The sequence below is a fragment of the Sulfurisphaera ohwakuensis genome, assembly GCF_009729055.1.
GTDB classification, from domain to species: domain Archaea; phylum Thermoproteota; class Thermoprotei_A; order Sulfolobales; family Sulfolobaceae; genus Sulfurisphaera; species Sulfurisphaera ohwakuensis.
Map to the genome: position 1 here is coordinate 23,871 of NZ_CP045484.1, position 20,034 is coordinate 43,904.

The window sequence follows — 20,034 nt, forward strand, 5'->3', positions numbered from 1 at the left end:
ATCACTTCTTGCCTGCATGTATTGCACATTATTAGCTAATAATGTAAAGTTCGATGAGATTAAGAAGTTAGAAGAAAGAATTTTTCTTAACAAACTGTAAAGTTTATTCGATTTTTCTAACGCATAAAGAAAGCGTGGGATCCCATATATGCGCTATTCCTCCCTTCAATCCAATTTTTCAAAATTCAATGAGAAGAAAGCTTAATAGTTAGGAGGATAAGATTAAATTAGGGATGAGGGGGTCGGGTCAGCTGTCGGGTTGTCTATCATAGGTCAACTCTGTCCCTCCTCATCATCCCCTCATCCCCGATTTCTATTTGTGAAAAAAACACATTTAAAAACTTTTCTGTTTTTAATTTTGCTCGATTAATATCTCTTTAGAAATAATATGGATAAGTAATATAATATGCAATTAATAGGAGTATGAAACCGACAAAGATTGCTAAACCATTTACTGCGGGGTTATCATATCTGAAGTGGGCTAATGCGAACCTCCTCCATTTCCCATTTTTCTTCACATAAACCCCGGCTTCAGTAAACATATCCAAGAACATATGTGTGGGACCGACAATAATACCGGAAACCAATACTTCCACTAAAGCATAATAACCGTATATATAGTGTATTAGGAAGATTAAGGGAACTGTAGGTAATAATCCCCATACTACACTCCTCGGATAAGTGTGGGTTAAAGGAGTCCTAACCGGTACATAACCCCAGTTTCCTTATTATATCTAGCCTAGTATACCCGTCTATCAGAACGTAATTTCTGTCAGTTATTAATGGGAATATTTGTGACTTCTCTCTAAGAGATTTTTCTAAATCTTCTCTGGAGTTGTTAGAAGGAACCAGAGTCTTAAACTCCTCATCTTCCTTTAATCTTTCAATAGGTACTACTTCTTCAATATAGGATAACGTAGAACTCATTGCGTTATCACCAAACTCTTTCAATTTAATTTCTACGAATTCTTTACCTTTCTCGGAAAGTTTTACATAAGTTACGGTTTTCGTTAATTTTCCTCTTTTTCTCCTCTCTTTGCTCAACATCTATTAATTGATATATCTGCAGCTGTGGTATCTTCTGAGATATAGTGCTTCTTGGAATTCTAGTACTTTCGGATATCTCATCTATGTTATGAAAAGCTGGGTTTTTGTATAAAAAAATCAGTATTTCTCCCTCTGGGCTGAACAAGAGGTATCTCTTTTGTTTGAGCATATTTATCATGTGTTATGTTCCAAATAACAAATATATAAATTTATTTGGTAAATGTTATGTAACATGATAAAAGCCGTTATTATGTTACTGGTTAGATTACACATAACATGGAAGATATAGTAAGACTTAACGAAATCGACCAAGATGTCTTATTAGCTTTGTTAAATAAGGATAAGTTAGGAATAAGAGAGCTAGAAGAGGAAATAAAAAAGGTTTCAAAGCAGAGATCCCCTAACGCTATAAGTAAGAGTGTAGATAAGCTCCTTAAAATAGGATTGGTAAACGAGGAGAAGGAGGAAAAACCGCCAAGAGGAAAGAGATTAATTTACTTAACTGATAAGGGTAAGGAGGTAGCACGACACTTAAAATCTATTTATGATCTTATCGGGAAGAGTGAGTAAATATTATTATACGGAGAAAGTAAATATATAAGTGAGTAAAGATGACGGATGAGATTTCTGAGATTAGGAATGACTTGTATAAGAGGGCTGAGTTTGTTTTAAAAACCTATAAGAAATATCTAGACGCCCTAGCGGAATTCGATAGATCTGGAGTACTTAAGGTTGATGGAAAAATACTTTATGTAACTAAACGTGAGGTTAATAAGGGTTAGCTAATCTTTTCATAATTTCTTCTATAATTTTCTGTAAATCAAGTATATCATTTTCTGGTTCTTTAGATATTTTGGCTATTATAGTTATTAGTGAATTCATTAAGGTTTCTTCAAGTATTATATCCCTTTCGTACAGTTTGGAAAGTATAGTGAGTAATAGGGCTGTGGCAGTTCTCTTATTCCCATCAGCAAAAGGATGCCCAGTTATAAGATGATGTATCAGTACAGCTAAACTCCTACTTATGTTGTGATTTATTTCAAAATCCAACATTGCGGAATACACAGCTCCTTCAATATTTCCCTCATTAATTACAATAGAAGTTAAGGAAGGGTCTTCTTCTTTCAAAACTCTTTCGTTTAACCATATTATGAAACTTTTATCAAGCGAAGCGAGGATCAGTTGAAATTTATTTCCCAATGCCAATTACCTCAATTTGTTTATGGTTTTTATAAACTGAGTAACTTAAAGTTTTATTATGTGTCACATAACAAGAAACAAAATGATTTCCACACAAATCCCCTCAAAATCCATGATAAAGAGAATAGATGTTTTTTACGTATTATCTGAAGGCATAATCGTTTCAGCAGATATTCAAAGCAAGAGCAGGTTAAACTTGGTACACTATTCAAGGATTGTTATAGATCCCATAAGTTTAAAGATAATTAAGGAGAGTTGCAGTTGTGAGGCTAGAAGCTTCGGAAAGAAATAATGCTGGCACCTAAAGGTGCTGGAACAATTGATAGCTTCTGAGGAGATTAAGGAGAAGGTAGAGAAGGCTAGGAATGAATTGATGCAGATAGAGGCAAAGAATGAACGTAAGTCATATAATCTGAACTCTTTCCCCGCTTTTCTCATTCCCTCTTTTATTTCTTCTCTTAAATCGGCTAACTGGAACGGAAAGAACTTCATCTTCCACTTCTCAACGTCTCCACCTATCTGTTGCACCGCTTTTTCGTATTTTGAAATGAAGTCCTCTCTGAAAGGCAAATAATTCTTCTTTATCCATTCAATAGTCTCTCCATGCAGAAATGAAATGTAAGCCCTCTTTGTCGCACTATTTTTCATTAATTTAACTATTCCGTTATCCAAGTCTACTTGCTCGACGCTTAATGAATAAACTTCCCCTACTCTCAACCCCGTTTCAGCCAGAATGAGGAAGAATGTTTTTGCACCTAAATGGTCTATTGAGTTAAATATTTTCTTTAGCAGTTCTAAGGAAAGTGGAGGAGGGGAATATTTGTAATCAACTTTAGGTACCTTAAAGGAATTGCAAAGTATTTGCCTCAGGATTGGGTTTCTGCTCATTACTACTTCTTTTATGAATAACTTGAGCGTGTTTGCCCTGTGTCTCGCTACATTAGGCCCTTCTTCTACTGCTAATTCCAATATATACTCTTTCAGCGAATCGGGTGAAAGTGAAAATCCTAAATCTCTCATTGCATATTTTATATGCCTCAGCCTTTCTTCTCTGGTCGCTTTACTTTGTTGCTCTAATATCTTCTCAAATAGTTTCAGGTCTTCTTCAGTGACTACGTAACTGTTTGTATTCTGCCTAACATAGTCTCCTAAGAACCTATTTAACATCATAAAAAGCAAAGAACGGAACTGTGGATCCTCCATTGCAGTGTTTATTACTTTTAGTAGGTCGTTTATATCCGCTTTCTCTATCTTCTTGCCGTAAATTATTCTAGCTATTTCATCTGGTGCTAGAAACTGTAACAGCTTTTCAACAACCTCTTTCGGTATTTCCCTTAAGCCCTTCTTATACCTCCAGCCAGTAGCTTTTGAAATTCCTAATTGTTCATACGTCAGTATGGGAATCTCTTTTTTCGCGTAAAAAATGAGATGAACGAAATACAAAAAAAGACTAGTAAACACTAATTTTTTGAGAAAAGTTTGTATATTAGAGGGCGGACCTTAACATATGAAGGGGAGTAAAGACAAAGGGACGAAGTCCCTATTGTAGGACTTCGTCCGGTTAGCTCTCAAACTAATCTACACCTTTCTAACTAATATACTTTTCCCCGAAGAACTCCTCAAAGCCTTACTCAAGGCAAGAGGAACTTACTTGAGTAGGCTTGGGAATGAGGGGAGAAGGGCATTAAAGCTCTTGAACAATATTAATGTTGATGATGTTAGAAGGGCATTAAGGGAGATGGGTAAGGGGGTTTTGAGGGAAACTAGGGATAGGAGGGTTGCTATTGACCTCCATTCAGAACCACAGTATCACAAGGATAAGAGTTTGTTGAGTAGGATTAAGCCTAATAGGGGGACCTCTTGGGGTCTCGTTCAAATTGCAATTTTCCTCTTGATTAAGGGTATTTTCCTTGATGTTTTGCCTATAACTGTTAAGAATGTTGCTGAGGATTTTAAGATGCAAGTTGTTTTGGAGGAGTTGGACAAGTTTGATCTTAGGCTTGTTTATGCTGATAGGGAGTTTGCTGTTAATGAGGTTATCAAGTTTCTCTTGGATTTTGTTATTGCTGCTAGGTATCAAATGTATAGGAAGTATGTGGATAAGTTGGAGGATGTTGATATTACTTATTGTGGTGTTAGGTATACTGGTTTTCTTTGTGTTAAGCATGTTAGTGGTGCTTATCTTGTTATTTTAAGGAAGAAGGAGGGTGGGGAGGATGGTATGATTATAGCTTTTCTTGTTAGGGGCGTTCAGTAATAAATCTTTCGGTCATACTTCAAGAATAGTGTTAGCTAAGATTGCCACGTGGGCCATCTAGACCCACGTGGCTATTAAGGGGGAGGGACCTTTAATCACTTAGGCTCATAAGGCTTATTATTATACCAAACACTCCATACAATCCTAGCCAACTTCCTTGCCAAAGCAGTATATAACTTCTTACCTCGTAACCTATCCTTATGAGACTCATAAAACTTCAACAACGTTGGGTTCCTAGAATAATTCATCTTTGCAAGAAAGTAGAATAAACTACGCAAATACTTATTACCCCTCTTAGAAATCCCCCTACTTATCACACCCCTACCACTCCTCTCCACAATTGGGTCTAAACCACAATAAGCAACAAAAGATTCTGGCTTAGGAAAGCGCCTAATATCACCAACAACACCAATAATTATACCGGCTGCAAGCCTCCCAATTCCCGGGATAGTCAACAAAACGTGATCCTCGGGAACTTGCTCCTCAATCATCCTCCTAACTTCTTTCAATTTCTCTTGCGTTTCCAAGAGTGTTTTTGCCAATACTCTTATTTCTTCGAGTACTATTGGTGTGTATTCTAGGTTGTAGAGCTCTTCTTGTGTAAAATCCCCATTTGCGAGTTTTTCTAACCTTTCCTTGTTTATCTTGTCGTTGTCACTTACTAGGAATAGTGTCCTCTTTAGCCTGTTCTCGTATTTTACTTCTATATCCTTGAGGAAGAGGTAGAGTGTTACTAACTCCTTCAAGGGGTTGTATTCATATTCTTTGGCCTTGTCAGCCATGTTTTCTAATTTTTCAGCGTCATAAAAATCTGTTTTCTTTCCTCTAAACTCCTTCTCCCTCGATAGTATGTTGGGGCTTACTTGTAGTACTTTTATTCCTCTCTCTTTGAAGTATTGGCAAGGCCTTATTGCGTATACTCCAGTGGGCTCTAAAACTATTGCGCAAGGTTTCATCTTGAGGATTTCTTCATAACCCTTCTTATTATTCTCGTATTTTCTTTCCCTCCCCCTACTTGTAATTAGATAATCTTTTGATATATCTATTCCTATTACCCCTACCCTTTTATCACACCTCCCACGGGGGATTCTCGTAAATCAAGTGAACGAATAAAACCAAGTATTACGAGAGTAAAATAAATAAACAAGTAAGGAGAAAAACAACATAAGCCCAGTCACACCAAGGGGATAAAACCCCCTCATATAGGCTGGCTGTGAAGCCCCTAGAACGATCTAACAAGAAGGGATAAAACCCCGTGTGGGAGGATGTAACAAATCACCCTAGGGGCTGAACAGTTAACATTATGTAAAGAAAAACGGTATTATGAACACAAAAAATATCTTGTAAAACGAGAAATATTCAAACATGACAAATGATTTTATAAGCAAAGCCTTTGCAATAGACATATCACAAAGCAAACTAACAGCAGCAAAGGGAGAACTAGTCCTAAAACATGAAAAACCATCAGTAACAATCAAAGAAATAAAAGAATTCCCATACAACGACAAGGGAATAGAAGAGTTAATAAAATTCCTCGGAGAATACAAAAGCGGGATAGTAGAGGCGACAGGAGTATACTTCTACTACCTACACGAGAGACTAACAGAAAAAGGATACAAGGTAACAGTAGTAAACCCGGCACAATTAACAGAAATACTAGGGAAAAAGACAGATAAACTAGACACACAAAGACTACTAGTAGCATACATGACCGGGGTAATAAAAGGATCACACATACCAACAGGAGAAATAAAAGAACTAAGAGAGTTAACAAGACACAGGGAAAACCTAGTAAACAAAATAACACAAGTAAAAAACGAGATAAGAAAAACCTTGGAAATCGCCGGTTATAAAATACAACCATTCGACAAGAGAGGAAGACAACTACTGGAAAAACTAGCAAAAGGAGATAAGCAAGGAAGAGAAGGAAGAGTTAAAGGAGAAACTAGGAAGAAACTTGAATGACGCAGAAAGGCTAACACTAAAACAACTAGTCGAGTTATTGAAAAGCTTGGAGAACATGGTTAAGGAAGTGGAGAACATGATAATGTCCAAGATACCAAAACCGGTAATAGAGTTATCCAAGATACCCGGAATTGGTTTAATCACAGCAGCAATAATTTATGCTGAATTCGGTGATATATCACGTTTTCCAAACTCAAAGGCAGCTAGGGCTTACGCAGGCTTAGCACCTAGAACCAAGCAGAGTGGTAATAGTGAGTTCCACTCTGGTATGATTAGGGGTAACAAGCACTTACGCAAGTGTTTCTACTTAGCTGCTAGGAGTGCCAGAGGGCTTGAACCATTTAACGAGTTTTACGGGAGACTCATTGCTAGGGGCAAGAGTGTAATACAAGCTACATGTGCACTTGCGGGGAAGCTTGCTTGCATAGCATATCACGTTTTAAAGGACGGTGTTTACAAGGGCATAGTCAAGAAGCGTCTTAGGATACCCAAGGGTGGGGAAGTTGATGTCAAGGATTTCAACGTGGGAGACGCACTTGACTCGTTATCCCCTTAGGTTTGTTAGAGGCGGTAGCATGTGGTGCCTATATTCGTGGATTTTTCCACAATGTTCAGTCCGACGGTAGGGGTTTGTCACGCCCCAACCCGAAGACTTTGCTTCAGTTGATGTTTCGACCATGTTTCCCCAGCCGAGGAGAGTATTACTCTCCCCGACTAATAAAACCTATATAGGGTTGATGTTAGGACTGCTGTTGTTTTGGCTGAGGGGGAGGTGGGGTGTTGAGAATGCTTTTCGTTCGCTGGAGGAGTTTAGGGTTAGGACTTGTGATGTTGGGAAGGAGTTGGTTCTTATCCTCCTTTGCTATTTTCTTTTGAATGTTTTGGTTCGTTCTTGGAGGAGGTGAGGTTGTGGGAGTTTTCTCAAGCTATTGTTGATTTTCTAGTCCTCAAGGAGATGAGGGGAGTTGTTGCACAAGGTTTACCTCAAGTTGGGGAGTTGTTTTTCGTGAACTTCAGCTAACTCTATGTACTCCTTTTTAATCACGTGAAATTAATTCTATATTTCCTGTTTTTCTAATAAAAATATATTTAATTATACTCGATATCATAAAATATATGTGGTTTTATTTGAATGATACTGGTTTTATTCAATTTTGATTAATGTTATTATTTATCTCAGAAAAAAGAGATTCCCATACTGACGTAGTAAAGGATAACATTTTGAACTAGATATTTTTACATAGTTAAACTTAGGTCTAAATATATTACAATGCACGGTATCTAGTATCTTACTAGTACTAGGATATATCCTCATGTTCTTAAGATCCTTAACATCTGGGTATATTATAAAAATTCCAAGATCTTTTGATCTCCTTATCAATTTTATATATTCCTTTGAATTAAATATATCAATATTGATATTAGGCGAAACTATAACTTTTTTGTCATTTGTTACTTTCGAAAAATTTCTAATCAATTCCTTAATCTTATTAAAATTCATATTTAGAAATAATATTAATTTATTGTTTATATTTATTATATTATTATCAGTTGTACTGTTTTTAACTTTATTTAGTATATAATCTAAAAAAATTCTTTGCATTCTGTCCAACCCTGTTAAGTGTAAATAGGTATCACTGTTTTACTTTCTCCTGACATTACTATTATATATTTCATTATAATTTCTTCGTCATTATTTATTATGGATTCAACTATTTGTTCTAGTTCTATTTCGAATCCCACTTCCATCACCAGTATATTTATTCTGTTATGTTTTTAATAAACGTTAGTTTATAGCTAAAATTTTAGCTATAAACTAACGTTTATTAAAAATCAGATTAGAAAGTCCTATTATGAATATAGCTTTAGTTAGGATACCTAAGGACTTTTGGCCTTTCATTGCGGATATAAATGATTATTACATATCTCAATTGACTAGTTATATTATGCAAAAATTCGAAAATTACTTATTAAAAGTAGATATATATGATTATATGCTTAACCCAGAGTTAAATATAGAGAAATTTATTAATAATACTTATGATATAATTTTGGTAATAAAACATTATCCGCAACCTATTTCTCTAACTAGAAGATTCTCTCTTAATATCAAATTACACAATAAAGAAACTTTAATAGGATTATGGGGAATGGGAATTAGTGCTAACTATGAAGAACCATTAGTAGATAAATATGCAGATTTTATTGTACTTGGGGATGAAGCCTCAATATCTGATTTGATATATAATATATATTATTATAATGATTTTACTAGAACTAAAGGAATAGTATACAGAAATAATAATAATATAGTTATAAATTATCCAATATTAAAAATACAAAATTTAGATCAATTACCATTACCCTATCTATATCATATAATGGAAGATACTTATAAATATAGTAAGTATAGTATTTTAGACGCAGCAGAAATAATGACATCTAGAGGTTGCTATGCAAACTGCTCATTTTGTCATGTTTCTTATACAAAATCTATTGATAATTCATATAAATGGTATCAGATGTCACCTAAGAAAGTAGTTGACATAATCTATGAATTTAATAAGAGATTTGGAATAAAAATCTTTAGAGTAAAAGATCTAGATTTCTTCGGGCCAAATCCAAAAAGAGTCGTAGATATAGCAAATGGAATAATCGAGAGTAACCTCAATGTAACGATTTATGCTTATACTAGAGCAGAAAATATAATTAAAATAAAAGATAAACTTAAATTATTAAATAAAGCAGGTATTAAATATATATTATTAGGAATAGAAACTTTTTTAGATGATAAACTTAAATTATTAAATAAAGGTAATAATAGTAAAATTAATATAGAAAGTATAAATGAACTTATAAGTAATAATTTTTGTGTAGATATTAGTTTAATTCCATATTCTGCATTTGATACTTTAGAAGATATTAAGACTGATTTACTAACATTAAAAAATTTATTATTGTCGTTACCTAAATTAAAGAGAGCACAAATAAAGAGTTTACCTATGAGCTTAGGAAATGTTTTTGAATATTATGGAAATTTTAATAAATTAAAAATATATAATTATAATAAAATTTTAACTATCGATAATGAAATTTTGCAGAGCTATCTAGCTATTTTAAGGCTCGTAAGCGATCCAAATTATGGTCCAATACCTTGGTTTAAAGATGAAAAGGTCCCTGTAATAGGATTATTAGCATATATATTATCATCAATTCTTGTAGCTAAATCTAATGAAGTATATTCATATTTGAAAAGGTGCAAAAATAGGGATGAGATTAAGGATATATTAAATTGGGAACTTCAAATTAATGAGTTTATAATAGATTTACTTCTTAAAATTTTAGATTTTACCAATAAAATGGAAAAAATTGATATATATAGTTTTAAGCAACTAATTAAAATTGTATTAGTTCAATTACAACTTTTTAATAGTAAATTACCTGAAAACTTACAAAAAATTAAATTGCCTTCTCATTTAAAATGGTTACAAATTATACTCGATTTAGATATTAGAGATCATTAAAAGAAAAATTTAAAAAAAAAAGCAGGATAATATTTATATGATGATGTATAATGTCACCCAGTGATAATCATAATTTTCAAATAAATAGTAAATGTATTTTTTCTGTGAGGAAAAGCAAAATAAGATTAGAAATCCTAAAAGTTTTGAGAGAATGCTATCCAAATTCATTATATATAGCGAAAATTGCAAGAAGAACTGGAGTAAATATTACGCAAGTAATTGGAGCTTTAAGAGGGATCAATAACAAACAATATAAGCCAGAATATTCTTTATTATCACTAGGGTTAGTTTATGAGAGCATTAGCGGAAATCGCAAATTATATAAAATATCTCCTAAAGGTATTCTGATTTTATCTTATTTAGAATCACAAAGGTATAATAATGAGAGAAATTATTAATATACAGAATTTAACTAAAGAATATAAGAATGAAGTAAAGACACTAAAAGGAATAAATCTTAAAATATACGAGAATGAAGTTTTTGTAATAGTAGGCCCTAACGGAGCAGGTAAGACAACCTTACTTTACATCATTTCTACTATATTAAAACCTACTGAAGGTAGTGTTTACGTTATGGGCTATGACGTTACAAAGAACCCAGGGAAAATTAGGGAGTTATTAGGCTTTGCTTTCACCGAGATTACGCTATTTAACACCACTGTATATAAGGCTTTATGGGCTCACGGAAGAATTTATGGTATTCCAAAGAACGAATTAAGGCAGAGGATCTTAAATTGTTTAAATGAACTTGACATTATAGATAAGTCTGATTCAATAATTTGGGAATTATCCAGTGGGCAGAGGAAAAGAGTCGAAATCTGTAAGGTAATCATCCAGAGACCTAAAATAGCTATATTCGATGAACCTACAATAACAGTAGATATAGACGGTAAGCATAAAGTATGGAGTCTCATTAAGAACTTGAAGAAGTACGGAAGCACAGTAATCATTGCAACTAATGATATTTATGAGGCAGAATACTTAGCTGACAGAGTAGCAATACTAAATAAGGGGGAGTTGTTAGCCGTTGGTTCAATAGATGAATTGAAAAAACCTTTGGGTAGCGAAGTTCTTGAACTTGAAGTATCAAATCCAAATGTAATAAGCAAGATAAGCCATTTAGGACGAATTATAGTATCGGGTAACTATATAAGATTGTATTCTGATAAATTGCAGGATATAATTAAGGAAATTTCAACACTTAATGGAATTATCTCGATTAGGAGGCTCAACGTTACTTTAGATGACGTATTTCTAGTGTTAACTGGAGGTGTAAAACAATGAGAGTTACTTCTTACATATACCTTATTTTTGCTTATTCAATTTATTTTTTGGGTTCGAGTACTTTAATATCTTTACTTATGTCCTTCATACAGATAGCCGTAAGTACGTTAACTACAATAGTATTCTTAATAATACTTCTACCTACTTATAAATCTTATATATTTGTGGGCGGATCAATAGTCATGCTTCTACTCTCTTTAAAGAACTATCTATCAGATACAATAGGGTGGGATTTGAAAATGAACAAAAATTATTTATTATTACTACCCATTAATAGATATTTAACGCCCTTCATAATAATGCTAGGTTTATCCATTTATTTTGTCATATTATACGTTCCGATCTATTTTATTCTAGCTTATTTCTTGAATTTATTAGTTTTAGCAATATATTTGTTATCAATGTTAGTATTAGTAAATGTAGTGTTAATGTCTACAATACTAGTTACTACAGTTGCACCTAAACGTTATTGGGAATGGTACTCTGTAATTCCCACAGAGATAATTATTGGTTTGATTTCGTACTTCTCAAATGCGCTAATACCTGCTAAAGGTAAAATTCTTGATCAAATAATAATTTACAACCCATTTTATTATATTATAGCCCTTATAAGACAAATATTGGGGTTAGAAGAACTTAATCTATTATATTTTCTCATATCTGCCGTGGTGATCTTAGCTTTAATATCAATAGCCATTATCGTATATGATAAGGCTGAGGGGGGCAGTTTTAGATGATATTGTCGCGATATTTTTATATAATCCAGGCTAAAATTGTTGGAGATCTAAGATCTAAAGAGATACTATGGATAATATTACCCAACATTTTCATGGAATTATTTTTCCTATTTTTCGTAGGAGGAATTATAGGTAGTGCATACCAGTTTTATGTAGCTATTGGTACTACAGTCAACAATTACGTATCTATGTTGCTAAGTATATCGTATAATATATTCTTGGACTACTTCTCTGACTCAAAACGTAATAGTTATGAGTTGTTACTTTCAAAAAGTAACATGGAATATGCGTTAGTGTTTAATATGCTTCCATCATATTTAATATCAACTATTATTTCTATACCCTCTCTAATTTATATCGTATATTATGACGCATTGAGAATTGTGTACATGATGTTCATTAACCTACTCATTTACTTGGTTTTCACTCCTTTCCTTGTGAGATTAGGGTTTCTCATAGACGATATAAAGAAAGTAATTATATTCAGAGTATTTAACCTTTACCTCACCAGATTAAATATAGCAATAATCCCTTCCGGCAAGTTACTCACAATTATTCCCCTTACCCTCGCAGTTCCAATAATATACAATCCAGTTTCCATTTTAATACAATTATTGACTTATTTATAGATTAATAAATAATTAAGAAAACAATTGTTTAGAATGATAAGTAATACTTAACACAAATGCATTAAATTAACATCAGTATAGGAATTTCTTTTTACAAGTAAAAAATAAAAAATAAGTAAAATACATAGAAAATCTGAAGATTGAATTTTTGAACAAAAGTTTGTATAAGTGAGGGCAGACCTATTCATATGAAATAGATTAACAGAACGAGACGGGGGAAGACCAATAGGGGGTGTTCTCAAACAGTCATGAAATTCGATTAGCATTTTACGTCTTTCTCCTTCTCTTAAAAAGTTTCTTAATCCCGCCCAAAGATTGATAAATACTTTTTATCACCCTTGCTATCCTCTTGGCACCCAAATACAAACCAAGAGAGTACTTAAACAAGAGTACCAAGAGTAAGGAGAGAGCCTTAAGGGTTATAAACCCCTTATTCCTAACCCAGGTGAGGAAAGAACCTTTCTCCAATCCCAAGGCTTTAAGCTCCCTAATCAAAACCTCAATATCCCAACGATTCTCCCACGCAGTTATGAGATCCTCAGCAGTATCATTAACGTTGGTAGAGAAGAAGTACCTCCTTCCAAAACCCTTATAATCATCTATTACAAGTAATTTTATGGGAATACCTAAATACTCAACTAGGTATTCCCCCTCGGGGAACTCGCCAACTGGCACAAGCCTACCACCCTCGGTGACCCGTGAGTTGGCCTTGAGTTCCCCGACGGTATCATCCAAGAGAGTTTTAGAATTAACATACCAAGAATCAAAAACCTTGCATACAACATTAAACTCCTCCTCGAGAATTGGCAATGTTTCCAAGTATTCTTGTATCTTTGTCTTGAACTCAACCTCCTCTCCCCTCTCCCTTAATATCTCAACAACCTTTTGTGGTATGTAGGGTATTATTGTTACTATGTAGGTTTCGTTTGTTTTCAAGTCTTTTATTGCTATTATGAGTAGTTGTATTGTTGGTTCGTATCTTTTGTGTTCTCTGCAGTAAAAGACTTGTGCTCCGTTTCTTGATACTGGTAGTGCTCTTGCGTGTTGTTTGTGATCATGTGTGTCGTCTATTATTAGTTGTACTGGGTGGTCTTGTACTATCTCTTTTACTATTTTGGTCAGGTTTGTGTTTGCTAGTTTGTTAAGGTTTTTTAGTACTGTCTCGTAGTCCATGCCCGTTGCTTGGGCTATTTCTGTTGCTGTTCCACCCATTACTCCTCCAAGTACTAGTTTTGCTAGTGTGTCTTTTCTCAAGCTAGTCAAGGCGGTGAATATTTGTTGGAGTGCTTCTTGTAGTGCATTGTAATACGCTTGGATTAGTGAGTTTGTATTCATCCGATATTTTGTTTGGTTAATTTTTAAAAAGTTTTCAAGGTGCCCTTAAACTGCAAGGATTTTCCTATAAATGCTATTCGATAAGTATTTGTAAAATTATTAGAGTAACGTAAGAATTGTTACCATAATGTTATTTGCTAAAGAGGTCTAGAAGTGTAAGGGCAAACATTATTCTAGAAAACATTTATGTGCAAGGGTTACGAGGCTTATGTGGAGGTCACGAGATGGACCTCGTAACCCTTGCACAATTAATACTTCTGCTTTTAAGGAATTTAAACCTTAAGCCGAGAAAATACAGGCTAGAAGACCTTGCCTACGCAATAGCAGCGTATCTACTTGGAGTACAAGTCACCAGGCTAGGGATACCACCATCAACACTATATTATTACACTAAAAAACTAGGGGTAAAGAGGAGGAGGGAAGAAAGACCACAATGCGCATCATGTAAATCAAACAAAGTAATAAAGAACGGCTCATTTAAAGGAAAAACAAAATACAAGTGCAAAACTTGCGGAAAAACATTTTACCAAGCATATAACCACAAGATGAGTAAAGAACAAAAGGAGAGGATATTGAAAGAGTACTTGAATAGGATGAGCATGAGAGCAATAGCAAAGGTCGAAGGGAAACCGCTAACCACAATATACAGCTTTATAAGGAGAAAAGGGATAGAAGCCTATGTTCACCTAATAGTACTACGAGAACAACTAAAGGCCTTCACGGCAAAATTCACGGTAATTGATGAGAGTTGGAGTTACTTGAGGGCTAGGCGTGGCCCAAAGAGGATAGACTTGTGGATATGGAACGCTTTGGTAGATGGTGTACCACTTTCCATTACCGGTAATAGGGACCATAGGACTTTCAACTACCTCTTGAATTCCCTACCTAAGAGTGAAGTGTATTATACCGATGGTTACCCAGTTTACCAAGTACTTAACAACCATATTGCGGGCAAGGAGTACACTTACACAGTGGAGAGCCACAATTCCTACTGTAGGGCCCACTTAGCTAGGTTAGCAAGGGATACGAGGGCTGTAAGTAGGAGTGAGGCCATGGTTAACTATAGTCTTGCTTTGTTGTACGTCATGTATCCCGTAGTTTATTCAAGGGAAAAGACCCCCTTGAACGAGGCTTACTTGAAGGGGATAGAGAATATTAGAAACAAGCTGATATAATATTACAAATATTTTTCGAATTTCATGACTGTTTGAGAACACTCCCAGTTAGATCTGTATTGCATAAATAATCGTAAAGAACGTAGTGTAGTAATTAGGGAGGCTATAATATTCTACTTAAATTGCAGAAAGGGTAGGGTTTACAGACTAAATTCCATTGAAGAGAATTATCAGAATAGGGAAATTAGGGTGCAGGAGCTATGATAGACATTTCAGAGTTGAAAAGGAAAGTTTACGAGTACAATTCTAAGATAAGAGGTTACGGCGTATATTTGAAGCCTTACCATATTGTATACAAGAACGGCAAAAAGTACATCTACATAGGGAGGTACTGGTATAAGTTAGAAAGAAAGAACGGTAAGCAAAAATGGATATACTTAGGAAAAGAAAAACCCTTGCCCAACTTACCAGATCCTCCAGAATTACCTGAGGTAAGTAAAAATGATTAATGTCCCAGATTGGGTAATTGAAGTGTTGGAGGAAACTGATTGTGAGTACTGTGGGGCAGAAATAGTTTACGCTAGAACAAAGAAAGGAATAGGAGTGTTTGACGCCAGAACGTGGAAACCTCACCGCCTAACCTGTCCTTACTCACCACAGTGGTCTAAAAAAGTAGGCAGAAGGGAAATGAAGCAAACTCATTTAGAAGATTTTGGGATTCTGAGGGATGAATAATGAAGTTCTATTTTGCTGATGATGGGAATAAGGTATACATACTTGATAGGAAAGGCAACGGTATTATTGTAGATAAGGTAGACTTCGAAAAGGTTAAAACGAAGATAAAAAACTGTCTTAACATAAACGATGCGGACGCTATAGTACTGACAATGACTTACTTTATACTGAATCGAGGTGGGAAGGAATGACAGTTGATCAAATTATCGAGGAAAACAGAGAGCTGCAGCTACAGTATACTAAAGCATTAAACACTATTGCTACTTTAGAAAGAAAAGTAGTAAAACTTCAAAAAGAGAATGTAATGTTGAAAGAACAAAACAAAAAGCTTCAGAAGCAAAATAATATTCTAATGAGAGCTATAGAGATTGCTATTCAAATCAGAGACTATAACGCTCAAACTAGGCATTTGAAAAAAGTTCTGGAGAAAATAAGGGAAGAAACTGGGGAGTTTAAGGGGTGAGAAGATGGAGATCCAGCAATTGTTAATTCCGAAAGTGACTGTTTCCAAAATGAGGAAGAAGAACGGCCATATATATTACGTCTATATCCCTCAGTCCTATACGGAATATATACAATATAAAAAGTGGAATATAATTGCAGTACTAAACGGTAAGGAAATTCCTCTAGGTCCGAGGAGCCCATTTAAACATGGTAATAATCTAATCGTTACTCTCCCATTAGCCTACAAGGACTTATGGGAGTCACTTTTAGGTAAGGAAATAGACTTAATCTTTTTGAGGATCTAAAAGCCTAGGCGCATATTTATCGTAAATCTGTTGTAATTCTATATCCGAAATTACGAAGTAATGGTTCTGTAAGATTTTGAACTGCTCTGGGGGAGCTCTCCCCTGGAGCAAATTAATGATCATAGGGCTTACTCCTTGCTTCAACATGTAAGAAGCCCAGAAACTCCTTATATCATAAAGTCTGAACTCTTTGCCTAGTACTTTCTTCATTGCCTGCTTTATCGAATATCTTATATCCTGGAGTTGGAATGGGAACAACTTGCTCTTCCATTTTTCGACGTCCTGTCCTATCCCCCTAACCGCAGGCTCATATCTTTTTATAAATTCTTCTCTATAGAGTAAATAGACGTCCTTCAGATATTCTGTAGTTTTCGGATGAATAAAGGAAATGTACGCTCTTTTCGTTTCATTCTCTTTAAGCAGCTTGATTACTCTGTGCTCTAAGTCCATTTGCCCTATAGTTATGCTGTAAACTTCCCCTGTCCTCAACCCCGTTTCACATAATAATAAGAAATAAGCCTTAGCCCCCTGGTGTTCTATCGCGTCAAATATTTTCTTTAAAGTTTCTATATTAAGGTTTTCTGGTCTATGTTTGTACTTTCCCTTAGGTACTGTAAACGAGGAGTAAAGTAAGTGCGCTAACCCAGGGTTTTTCTCCTTGACAACCGTCTTTATAAACAGTTTTAATGAGTTTGCCATATGTCTTGCAATATTAGGGCTATCTGCTTCTATTAATATTTCCCTAATTCCGTCAGGCGACAGTTCATAGCTCAGTTCAGATAGAACTCTCTTCAGATATCTCATGCGCATATCCTTAGTACTTTTAGACTTATTGTTTAGTAACGTTTCGAATTTCTTTACATCTTCCTCACTTACAATATACGTGTTTGTAGTTGTCCTTAAGTAGTCCCCCATATACTGGTAAAGCAGTGTTAGGAAGAAGTTTCTGAAGCCCTCATCTTTTAGTGCTTTCACTATTACGCTCATTGCAGTGGTAGGGTCGACATCTACAGTCTTCAATCCATAAAGTGCATCGCTCAGTTCTTCAACACTGAGCATCTCTGCAGTTGTGCTTATTATCTCATCTGGAACTTTCTTTACTTTGCCTGCAACATACCTGTATAAAGTACTTCTGTCAATTCCTAACTTCTGTGCAACGTAGCTTAACCCGTATTTCTCCACTGCTTTCTTCAATATTCGGATTTTTTGCTCACTATCGAGTTTATTTACGTCAATCTTTACCATAATCTCACATTCTATTATTAAATGGTGAGGGTGTTGCAAAAATATCCTTCGCTGTTGCAAATCCCTTATATCTATAGAGAACATAACTCTCTTTCAATTTTAGGAAAAATTAGTGCCGCGGCCGGGATTTGAACCCGGGTCACGGGCTCGAAAGGCCCGCATACTTTCGGCGCAGCGTGCTTGACCGGGCTATACTACCGCGGCGTCTCGTAGTAAAAATAAGATGTAGGTAATATTTAAGATTAACTAATAAAAGGAGAAAAATGGTTTTATGGTGGTTTTACATCAATTGCAGCTACTGGGCATACGTTTACACAAGCCATACAGAAGATACAAGCTTGTTCATTAACTGGATCTGCTTTCTTTTCTGAAGCTGGATGACCTGGTGTATCAAACCATTGAAATACATTTACTGGACATGCATTTATACATGAACCGTCTGCAATACATAAGTCGAAGTCTACTCCAACTATTGTCCCATGTATTCCGAGGACTTTTGGTGGTTCTACTGGGCCATATACTTTATGGCCACTATGTTCTCCTACTACTTGCCTATTTGTTCTATAGTTTGGATCGATTCCCATTCAAATCCCCAATTACTAAATTGCAATGCTTTAAAATATTTTAATCCCCTAATATATTCGGGATGTTACTTCACGTTACTTTAAAAACTCCTATTGAAGATTGGATTTCTATAAATGATATCTATACCACTTCTGTTACTATTTTGGATATAAGACCAGACTCTTCTTCATATAGAGTTTTAATCGAGTATAAGGGAAAAGATAATGAAAAGTTTCTTTCATCTTTTACAAAAGTTTCGAAAAATAGTTATTTAGGTACTCTACAAGTTAATTCGAAAATAATTTCTATTCTTTCAAAATATACTATTATGCAAGGAAATGTGGTACCAGATTCTATAATTTGGACTGTTATAGTTGATGGTTACCAGGAGCTTAAAAGGTTATTGAAAGAATTTGTAGATAATAAAATCGATGTTAAGGTTCTGAAGGTTGTCAAGGCCAAGTCTGATGCTACAATAACTGCAAGACAAGAGCAGATTATAAAAATTGCCTTAGAGGCTGGTTATTTTGATTTTCCAAGGAGGATAACGTTAAATCAGTTAGCTGAAAAATTAAACATAAGTTCTTCTACGTTGGCTGAGATATTAAGAAGAGCTGAAAAGAATATTATTGAGGCTTACTTTAAGGAGAGAGGCTTATGAAGCATGGAGGAGTAAAGTGGAGTAAGGATGGACCAGAGAATATTAATGATTTTAGTGTTAATTTGAATCCTTTAGGAACTTTGCCCAGAATACATGAACTTATAGATGAAGCGGTGAAGAAAAGGATTTACTCATTTTATCCACCAGAAGATTATAGAGAAATAAAAGAGTTTATAGCAGAACTTTATAATGTTGATATTGATTTAATTGGTGTTTTTAATGGTTCCTCAGAAGTAATAAAATTACTAGATGCTTGTGATGTTCCAGAACCAAATTTTTCTGAGTATAAGAGGAAAAGTAGTTATTTTGCAACAGAGAGAGAGAATTACTTTGAATATTATCTCTCTGGGGATTGTGTCATAACTAGTAATCCAGTTAATCCTACTGGGAGTATGATTAAAGAGAAGGATATTATTGATTTTCTATCCTTAGGAAGAAAATTAATACTAGATGAATCTTTTGCAGATATAAGTCTAGTAAAGAGTTCTATTAAATATACCGAAGAGTTTGATAATCTTCTTATAATTTCATCCTTTACAAAATCCTTATCTATTCCAGGGTTAAGAATAGGTTTTTCTATTGGAAAAGATTCAAGAAAATTAGAGGAGAAAGCACCGCCCTGGAGGATAAATAGCATTGTGTATTATGTTTTTGTTAATCTAGATCCTAAGGAGGTTATGGATTTTTTTGAAAAATCTAAAAGAGAGGTTGAAAGGCTTATTAGCGTTTTAAAAAGTGCGAAAGCTAAATTTAAAATATATGATACAGTAGCCCCGTATTTTTTGGCAGAATTTCCTATCCCTACTAAAGAGTTAAATATGAAGCTAAGGAAATATGGTTATCAGATTAGAGAGCCAGACGGTTTTTTAGGTTTAAGATCAACTCACGGCAGAATTTCTTTAAAAAATGACTTTAAAGAGCTAATATTTTTAATAAATAAGATTCTTGATTGCGAAAAACTTTATTAATCATTATCTTTTATTATCT

The 20,034-nt window shown here is 34.5% G+C and carries 22 protein-coding genes, 1 tRNA gene and 7 pseudogenes; 20 read left to right on the forward strand and 10 right to left on the reverse strand.

Features of this window, described 5'->3' with window-relative positions:
• Positions 1 to 377: 377 nt before the first annotated feature.
• Positions 378 to 719, reverse strand: a pseudogene (locus tag D1869_RS00120) (DUF1286 domain-containing protein); the annotation flags it as partial.
• Positions 700 to 1,044, reverse strand: coding sequence for a ParB N-terminal domain-containing protein (locus D1869_RS15225; RefSeq protein ID WP_231113662.1), 345 nt, complete (start codon positions 1,042 to 1,044; stop codon positions 700 to 702). The gene D1869_RS15225 and the pseudogene D1869_RS00120, both read right to left, overlap by 20 nt.
• Positions 1,045 to 1,323: 279 nt before the next feature.
• Between D1869_RS15225 and D1869_RS00135 the strand changes: the two genes are divergently transcribed.
• Positions 1,324 to 1,617: a winged helix DNA-binding protein gene (locus D1869_RS00135; protein WP_156013371.1), complete on the forward strand. Its 294-nt coding sequence runs from the start codon at positions 1,324 to 1,326 to the stop codon at positions 1,615 to 1,617.
• Positions 1,618 to 1,658: 41 nt separating this feature from the next.
• Positions 1,659 to 1,829 (forward strand): hypothetical protein, encoded by a 171-nt coding sequence (locus D1869_RS15065; RefSeq protein WP_184651096.1) that lies wholly within the window; start codon positions 1,659 to 1,661, stop codon positions 1,827 to 1,829.
• On the opposite strand, the gene D1869_RS00140 is transcribed toward D1869_RS15065, so the two are convergent.
• Entirely contained in the window at positions 1,816 to 2,247 is a 432-nt protein-coding gene (locus tag D1869_RS00140; protein WP_156013372.1) for a type II toxin-antitoxin system death-on-curing family toxin, read from the reverse strand. The two genes, D1869_RS15065 and D1869_RS00140, sit on opposite strands and share 14 nt — an antisense overlap.
• 82 nt (positions 2,248 to 2,329) lie before the next feature.
• On the opposite strand from D1869_RS00140, the pseudogene D1869_RS15230 reads away from it, so the two are divergent.
• Positions 2,330 to 2,632, forward strand: a pseudogene (locus D1869_RS15230) (SWIM zinc finger family protein); the annotation flags it as partial.
• Between the two features lie 248 nt (positions 2,633 to 2,880).
• Here the strand turns inward: D1869_RS15230 and D1869_RS15760 are convergent.
• A pseudogene (locus tag D1869_RS15760) lies at positions 2,881 to 3,450 on the reverse strand (tyrosine-type recombinase/integrase); the annotation flags it as partial.
• Between the two features lie 304 nt (positions 3,451 to 3,754).
• Here D1869_RS15760 and D1869_RS00150 point away from each other — a divergent pair.
• A pseudogene (locus tag D1869_RS00150) lies at positions 3,755 to 4,495 on the forward strand (ISH3 family transposase); the annotation flags it as partial.
• 104 nt (positions 4,496 to 4,599) lie between these two features.
• Here D1869_RS00150 and D1869_RS00155 read toward each other — a convergent pair.
• Positions 4,600 to 5,595: pseudogene (locus D1869_RS00155) on the reverse strand (IS110 family RNA-guided transposase); the annotation flags it as partial.
• Between the two features lie 274 nt (positions 5,596 to 5,869).
• Between D1869_RS00155 and D1869_RS00160 the strand changes: the two are divergent.
• Positions 5,870 to 7,025 (forward strand): annotated as a pseudogene (locus tag D1869_RS00160) (IS110 family RNA-guided transposase).
• 177 nt (positions 7,026 to 7,202) lie between these two features.
• Positions 7,203 to 7,490: pseudogene (locus D1869_RS00165) on the forward strand (ISH3 family transposase); the annotation flags it as partial.
• Between the two features lie 596 nt (positions 7,491 to 8,086).
• Here the strand turns inward: D1869_RS00165 and D1869_RS15600 are convergent.
• Complete coding sequence (locus D1869_RS15600) at positions 8,087 to 8,218, reverse strand: hypothetical protein (protein WP_269203972.1); 132 nt, start codon at positions 8,216 to 8,218, stop codon at positions 8,087 to 8,089.
• A 104-nt stretch (positions 8,219 to 8,322) separates the two neighbouring features.
• Between D1869_RS15600 and D1869_RS00170 the strand changes: the two genes are divergently transcribed.
• The 5 genes from D1869_RS00170 (at position 8,323) to D1869_RS00190 (ending at position 12,643) form a co-directional block, all read left to right on the forward strand.
• On the forward strand, positions 8,323 to 9,993 hold the full coding sequence (locus tag D1869_RS00170) for a B12-binding domain-containing radical SAM protein (RefSeq protein WP_156013376.1): 1,671 nt from the start codon (positions 8,323 to 8,325) through the stop codon (positions 9,991 to 9,993).
• 104 nt (positions 9,994 to 10,097) lie between these two features.
• A complete protein-coding gene (locus D1869_RS00175; RefSeq protein ID WP_231113663.1) occupies positions 10,098 to 10,391 on the forward strand; it encodes an archaellum operon transcriptional activator EarA family protein in 294 nt (97 codons plus the stop codon).
• Positions 10,375 to 11,277, forward strand: coding sequence for an ABC transporter ATP-binding protein (locus D1869_RS00180; protein ID WP_156013380.1), 903 nt, complete (start codon positions 10,375 to 10,377; stop codon positions 11,275 to 11,277). Before D1869_RS00175 ends, D1869_RS00180 begins: the two co-directional genes overlap by 17 nt.
• Positions 11,274 to 12,014 carry a hypothetical protein gene (locus tag D1869_RS00185; RefSeq protein ID WP_156013382.1) on the forward strand — a complete coding sequence of 247 codons (741 nt, stop codon included), beginning with the start codon at positions 11,274 to 11,276 and terminating at the stop codon, positions 12,012 to 12,014. Before D1869_RS00180 ends, D1869_RS00185 begins: the two co-directional genes overlap by 4 nt.
• On the forward strand, positions 12,011 to 12,643 hold the full coding sequence (locus tag D1869_RS00190; protein ID WP_156013384.1) for a hypothetical protein: 633 nt from the start codon (positions 12,011 to 12,013) through the stop codon (positions 12,641 to 12,643). Before D1869_RS00185 ends, D1869_RS00190 begins: the two co-directional genes overlap by 4 nt.
• A gap of 267 nt (positions 12,644 to 12,910) precedes the next feature.
• Here the strand turns inward: D1869_RS00190 and D1869_RS00195 are convergent, their stop codons facing one another.
• Positions 12,911 to 13,978: an ISNCY family transposase gene (locus D1869_RS00195; protein WP_156013386.1), complete on the reverse strand. Its 1,068-nt coding sequence runs from the start codon at positions 13,976 to 13,978 to the stop codon at positions 12,911 to 12,913.
• Positions 13,979 to 14,202: 224 nt separating this feature from the next.
• Here D1869_RS00195 and D1869_RS00200 point away from each other — a divergent pair, with 224 nt between their 5' ends.
• Genes D1869_RS00200 through D1869_RS00225 form a run of 7 tightly spaced genes read left to right on the forward strand, consistent with a single transcriptional unit; the run spans position 14,203 to position 16,577 of the window.
• Entirely contained in the window at positions 14,203 to 15,153 is a 951-nt protein-coding gene (locus tag D1869_RS00200; protein WP_184650969.1) for an IS1 family transposase, read from the forward strand.
• Between the two features lie 54 nt (positions 15,154 to 15,207).
• Positions 15,208 to 15,357: a CopG family transcriptional regulator gene (locus D1869_RS15240; RefSeq protein WP_231113825.1), complete on the forward strand. Its 150-nt coding sequence runs from the start codon at positions 15,208 to 15,210 to the stop codon at positions 15,355 to 15,357.
• Positions 15,354 to 15,602, forward strand: coding sequence for a UBP family nucleoid-associated protein (gene ubp / locus D1869_RS00205; RefSeq protein WP_156013388.1), 249 nt, complete (start codon positions 15,354 to 15,356; stop codon positions 15,600 to 15,602). The genes D1869_RS15240 and ubp overlap by 4 nt, the downstream gene beginning before the upstream one ends.
• The gene (locus D1869_RS00210) at positions 15,595 to 15,828 is read left to right on the forward strand and encodes a hypothetical protein (RefSeq protein ID WP_156013390.1); all 234 of its coding nucleotides are present in this window, start codon (positions 15,595 to 15,597) and stop codon (positions 15,826 to 15,828) included. Before ubp ends, D1869_RS00210 begins: the two co-directional genes overlap by 8 nt.
• Positions 15,828 to 16,019 (forward strand): hypothetical protein, encoded by a 192-nt coding sequence (locus D1869_RS00215; RefSeq protein WP_156013392.1) that lies wholly within the window; start codon positions 15,828 to 15,830, stop codon positions 16,017 to 16,019. The genes D1869_RS00210 and D1869_RS00215 overlap by 1 nt, the downstream gene beginning before the upstream one ends.
• Complete coding sequence (locus tag D1869_RS00220; RefSeq protein WP_156013394.1) at positions 16,016 to 16,291, forward strand: cell division protein ZapB; 276 nt, start codon at positions 16,016 to 16,018, stop codon at positions 16,289 to 16,291. The genes D1869_RS00215 and D1869_RS00220 overlap by 4 nt, the downstream gene beginning before the upstream one ends.
• A gap of 4 nt (positions 16,292 to 16,295) precedes the next feature.
• The gene (locus D1869_RS00225) at positions 16,296 to 16,577 is read left to right on the forward strand and encodes a hypothetical protein (protein WP_156013396.1); all 282 of its coding nucleotides are present in this window, start codon (positions 16,296 to 16,298) and stop codon (positions 16,575 to 16,577) included.
• Here the strand turns inward: D1869_RS00225 and D1869_RS00230 are convergent.
• The 3 genes from D1869_RS00230 to zfx1 form a co-directional block, all read right to left on the reverse strand.
• A complete protein-coding gene (locus D1869_RS00230) occupies positions 16,557 to 17,882 on the reverse strand; it encodes a tyrosine-type recombinase/integrase (RefSeq protein ID WP_338056339.1) in 1,326 nt (441 codons plus the stop codon). The two genes, D1869_RS00225 and D1869_RS00230, sit on opposite strands and share 21 nt — an antisense overlap.
• A gap of 53 nt (positions 17,883 to 17,935) precedes the next feature.
• A tRNA-Glu gene (locus tag D1869_RS00235) sits at positions 17,936 to 18,026 on the reverse strand.
• 65 nt (positions 18,027 to 18,091) lie between these two features.
• Positions 18,092 to 18,406, reverse strand: coding sequence for a zinc-containing ferredoxin Zfx1 (gene zfx1 / locus D1869_RS00240; protein ID WP_156013398.1), 315 nt, complete (start codon positions 18,404 to 18,406; stop codon positions 18,092 to 18,094).
• Between the two features lie 62 nt (positions 18,407 to 18,468).
• Here zfx1 and D1869_RS00245 point away from each other — a divergent pair, with 62 nt between their 5' ends.
• Together D1869_RS00245 and D1869_RS00250 are read left to right on the forward strand one after the other, a co-directional pair.
• A complete protein-coding gene (locus D1869_RS00245; RefSeq protein ID WP_184650968.1) occupies positions 18,469 to 19,047 on the forward strand; it encodes a helix-turn-helix domain-containing protein in 579 nt (192 codons plus the stop codon).
• Positions 19,044 to 20,015, forward strand: a complete 972-nt coding sequence (locus D1869_RS00250; protein ID WP_156013400.1) for an aminotransferase class I/II-fold pyridoxal phosphate-dependent enzyme — start codon at positions 19,044 to 19,046, stop codon at positions 20,013 to 20,015. Before D1869_RS00245 ends, D1869_RS00250 begins: the two co-directional genes overlap by 4 nt.
• Positions 20,016 to 20,034 lie beyond the last annotated feature (19 nt).

Excerpts from the sequence above, each read along its gene's own strand:
- D1869_RS00135 (WP_156013371.1), top strand. The coding sequence starts at position 1,324 with ATGGAAGATATAGTAAGACTTAACGAAATCGACCAAGATGTCTTATTA.
- D1869_RS15065 (WP_184651096.1), top strand. The coding sequence starts at position 1,659 with ATGACGGATGAGATTTCTGAGATTAGGAATGACTTGTATAAGAGGGCT.
- D1869_RS15600 (WP_269203972.1), bottom strand. The coding sequence starts at position 8,218 with ATGGAAGTGGGATTCGAAATAGAACTAGAACAAATAGTTGAATCCATA.
- D1869_RS00170 (WP_156013376.1), top strand. The coding sequence starts at position 8,323 with ATGAATATAGCTTTAGTTAGGATACCTAAGGACTTTTGGCCTTTCATT.
- D1869_RS00180 (WP_156013380.1), top strand. The coding sequence starts at position 10,375 with ATGAGAGAAATTATTAATATACAGAATTTAACTAAAGAATATAAGAAT.
- D1869_RS00185 (WP_156013382.1), top strand. The coding sequence starts at position 11,274 with ATGAGAGTTACTTCTTACATATACCTTATTTTTGCTTATTCAATTTAT.
- D1869_RS00190 (WP_156013384.1), top strand. The coding sequence starts at position 12,011 with ATGATATTGTCGCGATATTTTTATATAATCCAGGCTAAAATTGTTGGA.
- D1869_RS00195 (WP_156013386.1), bottom strand. The coding sequence starts at position 13,978 with ATGAATACAAACTCACTAATCCAAGCGTATTACAATGCACTACAAGAA.
- D1869_RS00200 (WP_184650969.1), top strand. The coding sequence starts at position 14,203 with ATGGACCTCGTAACCCTTGCACAATTAATACTTCTGCTTTTAAGGAAT.
- ubp (WP_156013388.1), top strand. The coding sequence starts at position 15,354 with ATGATAGACATTTCAGAGTTGAAAAGGAAAGTTTACGAGTACAATTCT.
- D1869_RS00210 (WP_156013390.1), top strand. The coding sequence starts at position 15,595 with ATGATTAATGTCCCAGATTGGGTAATTGAAGTGTTGGAGGAAACTGAT.
- D1869_RS00215 (WP_156013392.1), top strand. The coding sequence starts at position 15,828 with ATGAAGTTCTATTTTGCTGATGATGGGAATAAGGTATACATACTTGAT.
- D1869_RS00220 (WP_156013394.1), top strand. The coding sequence starts at position 16,016 with ATGACAGTTGATCAAATTATCGAGGAAAACAGAGAGCTGCAGCTACAG.
- D1869_RS00225 (WP_156013396.1), top strand. The coding sequence starts at position 16,296 with ATGGAGATCCAGCAATTGTTAATTCCGAAAGTGACTGTTTCCAAAATG.
- zfx1 (WP_156013398.1), bottom strand. The coding sequence starts at position 18,406 with ATGGGAATCGATCCAAACTATAGAACAAATAGGCAAGTAGTAGGAGAA.
- D1869_RS00245 (WP_184650968.1), top strand. The coding sequence starts at position 18,469 with ATGTTACTTCACGTTACTTTAAAAACTCCTATTGAAGATTGGATTTCT.
- D1869_RS00250 (WP_156013400.1), top strand. The coding sequence starts at position 19,044 with ATGAAGCATGGAGGAGTAAAGTGGAGTAAGGATGGACCAGAGAATATT.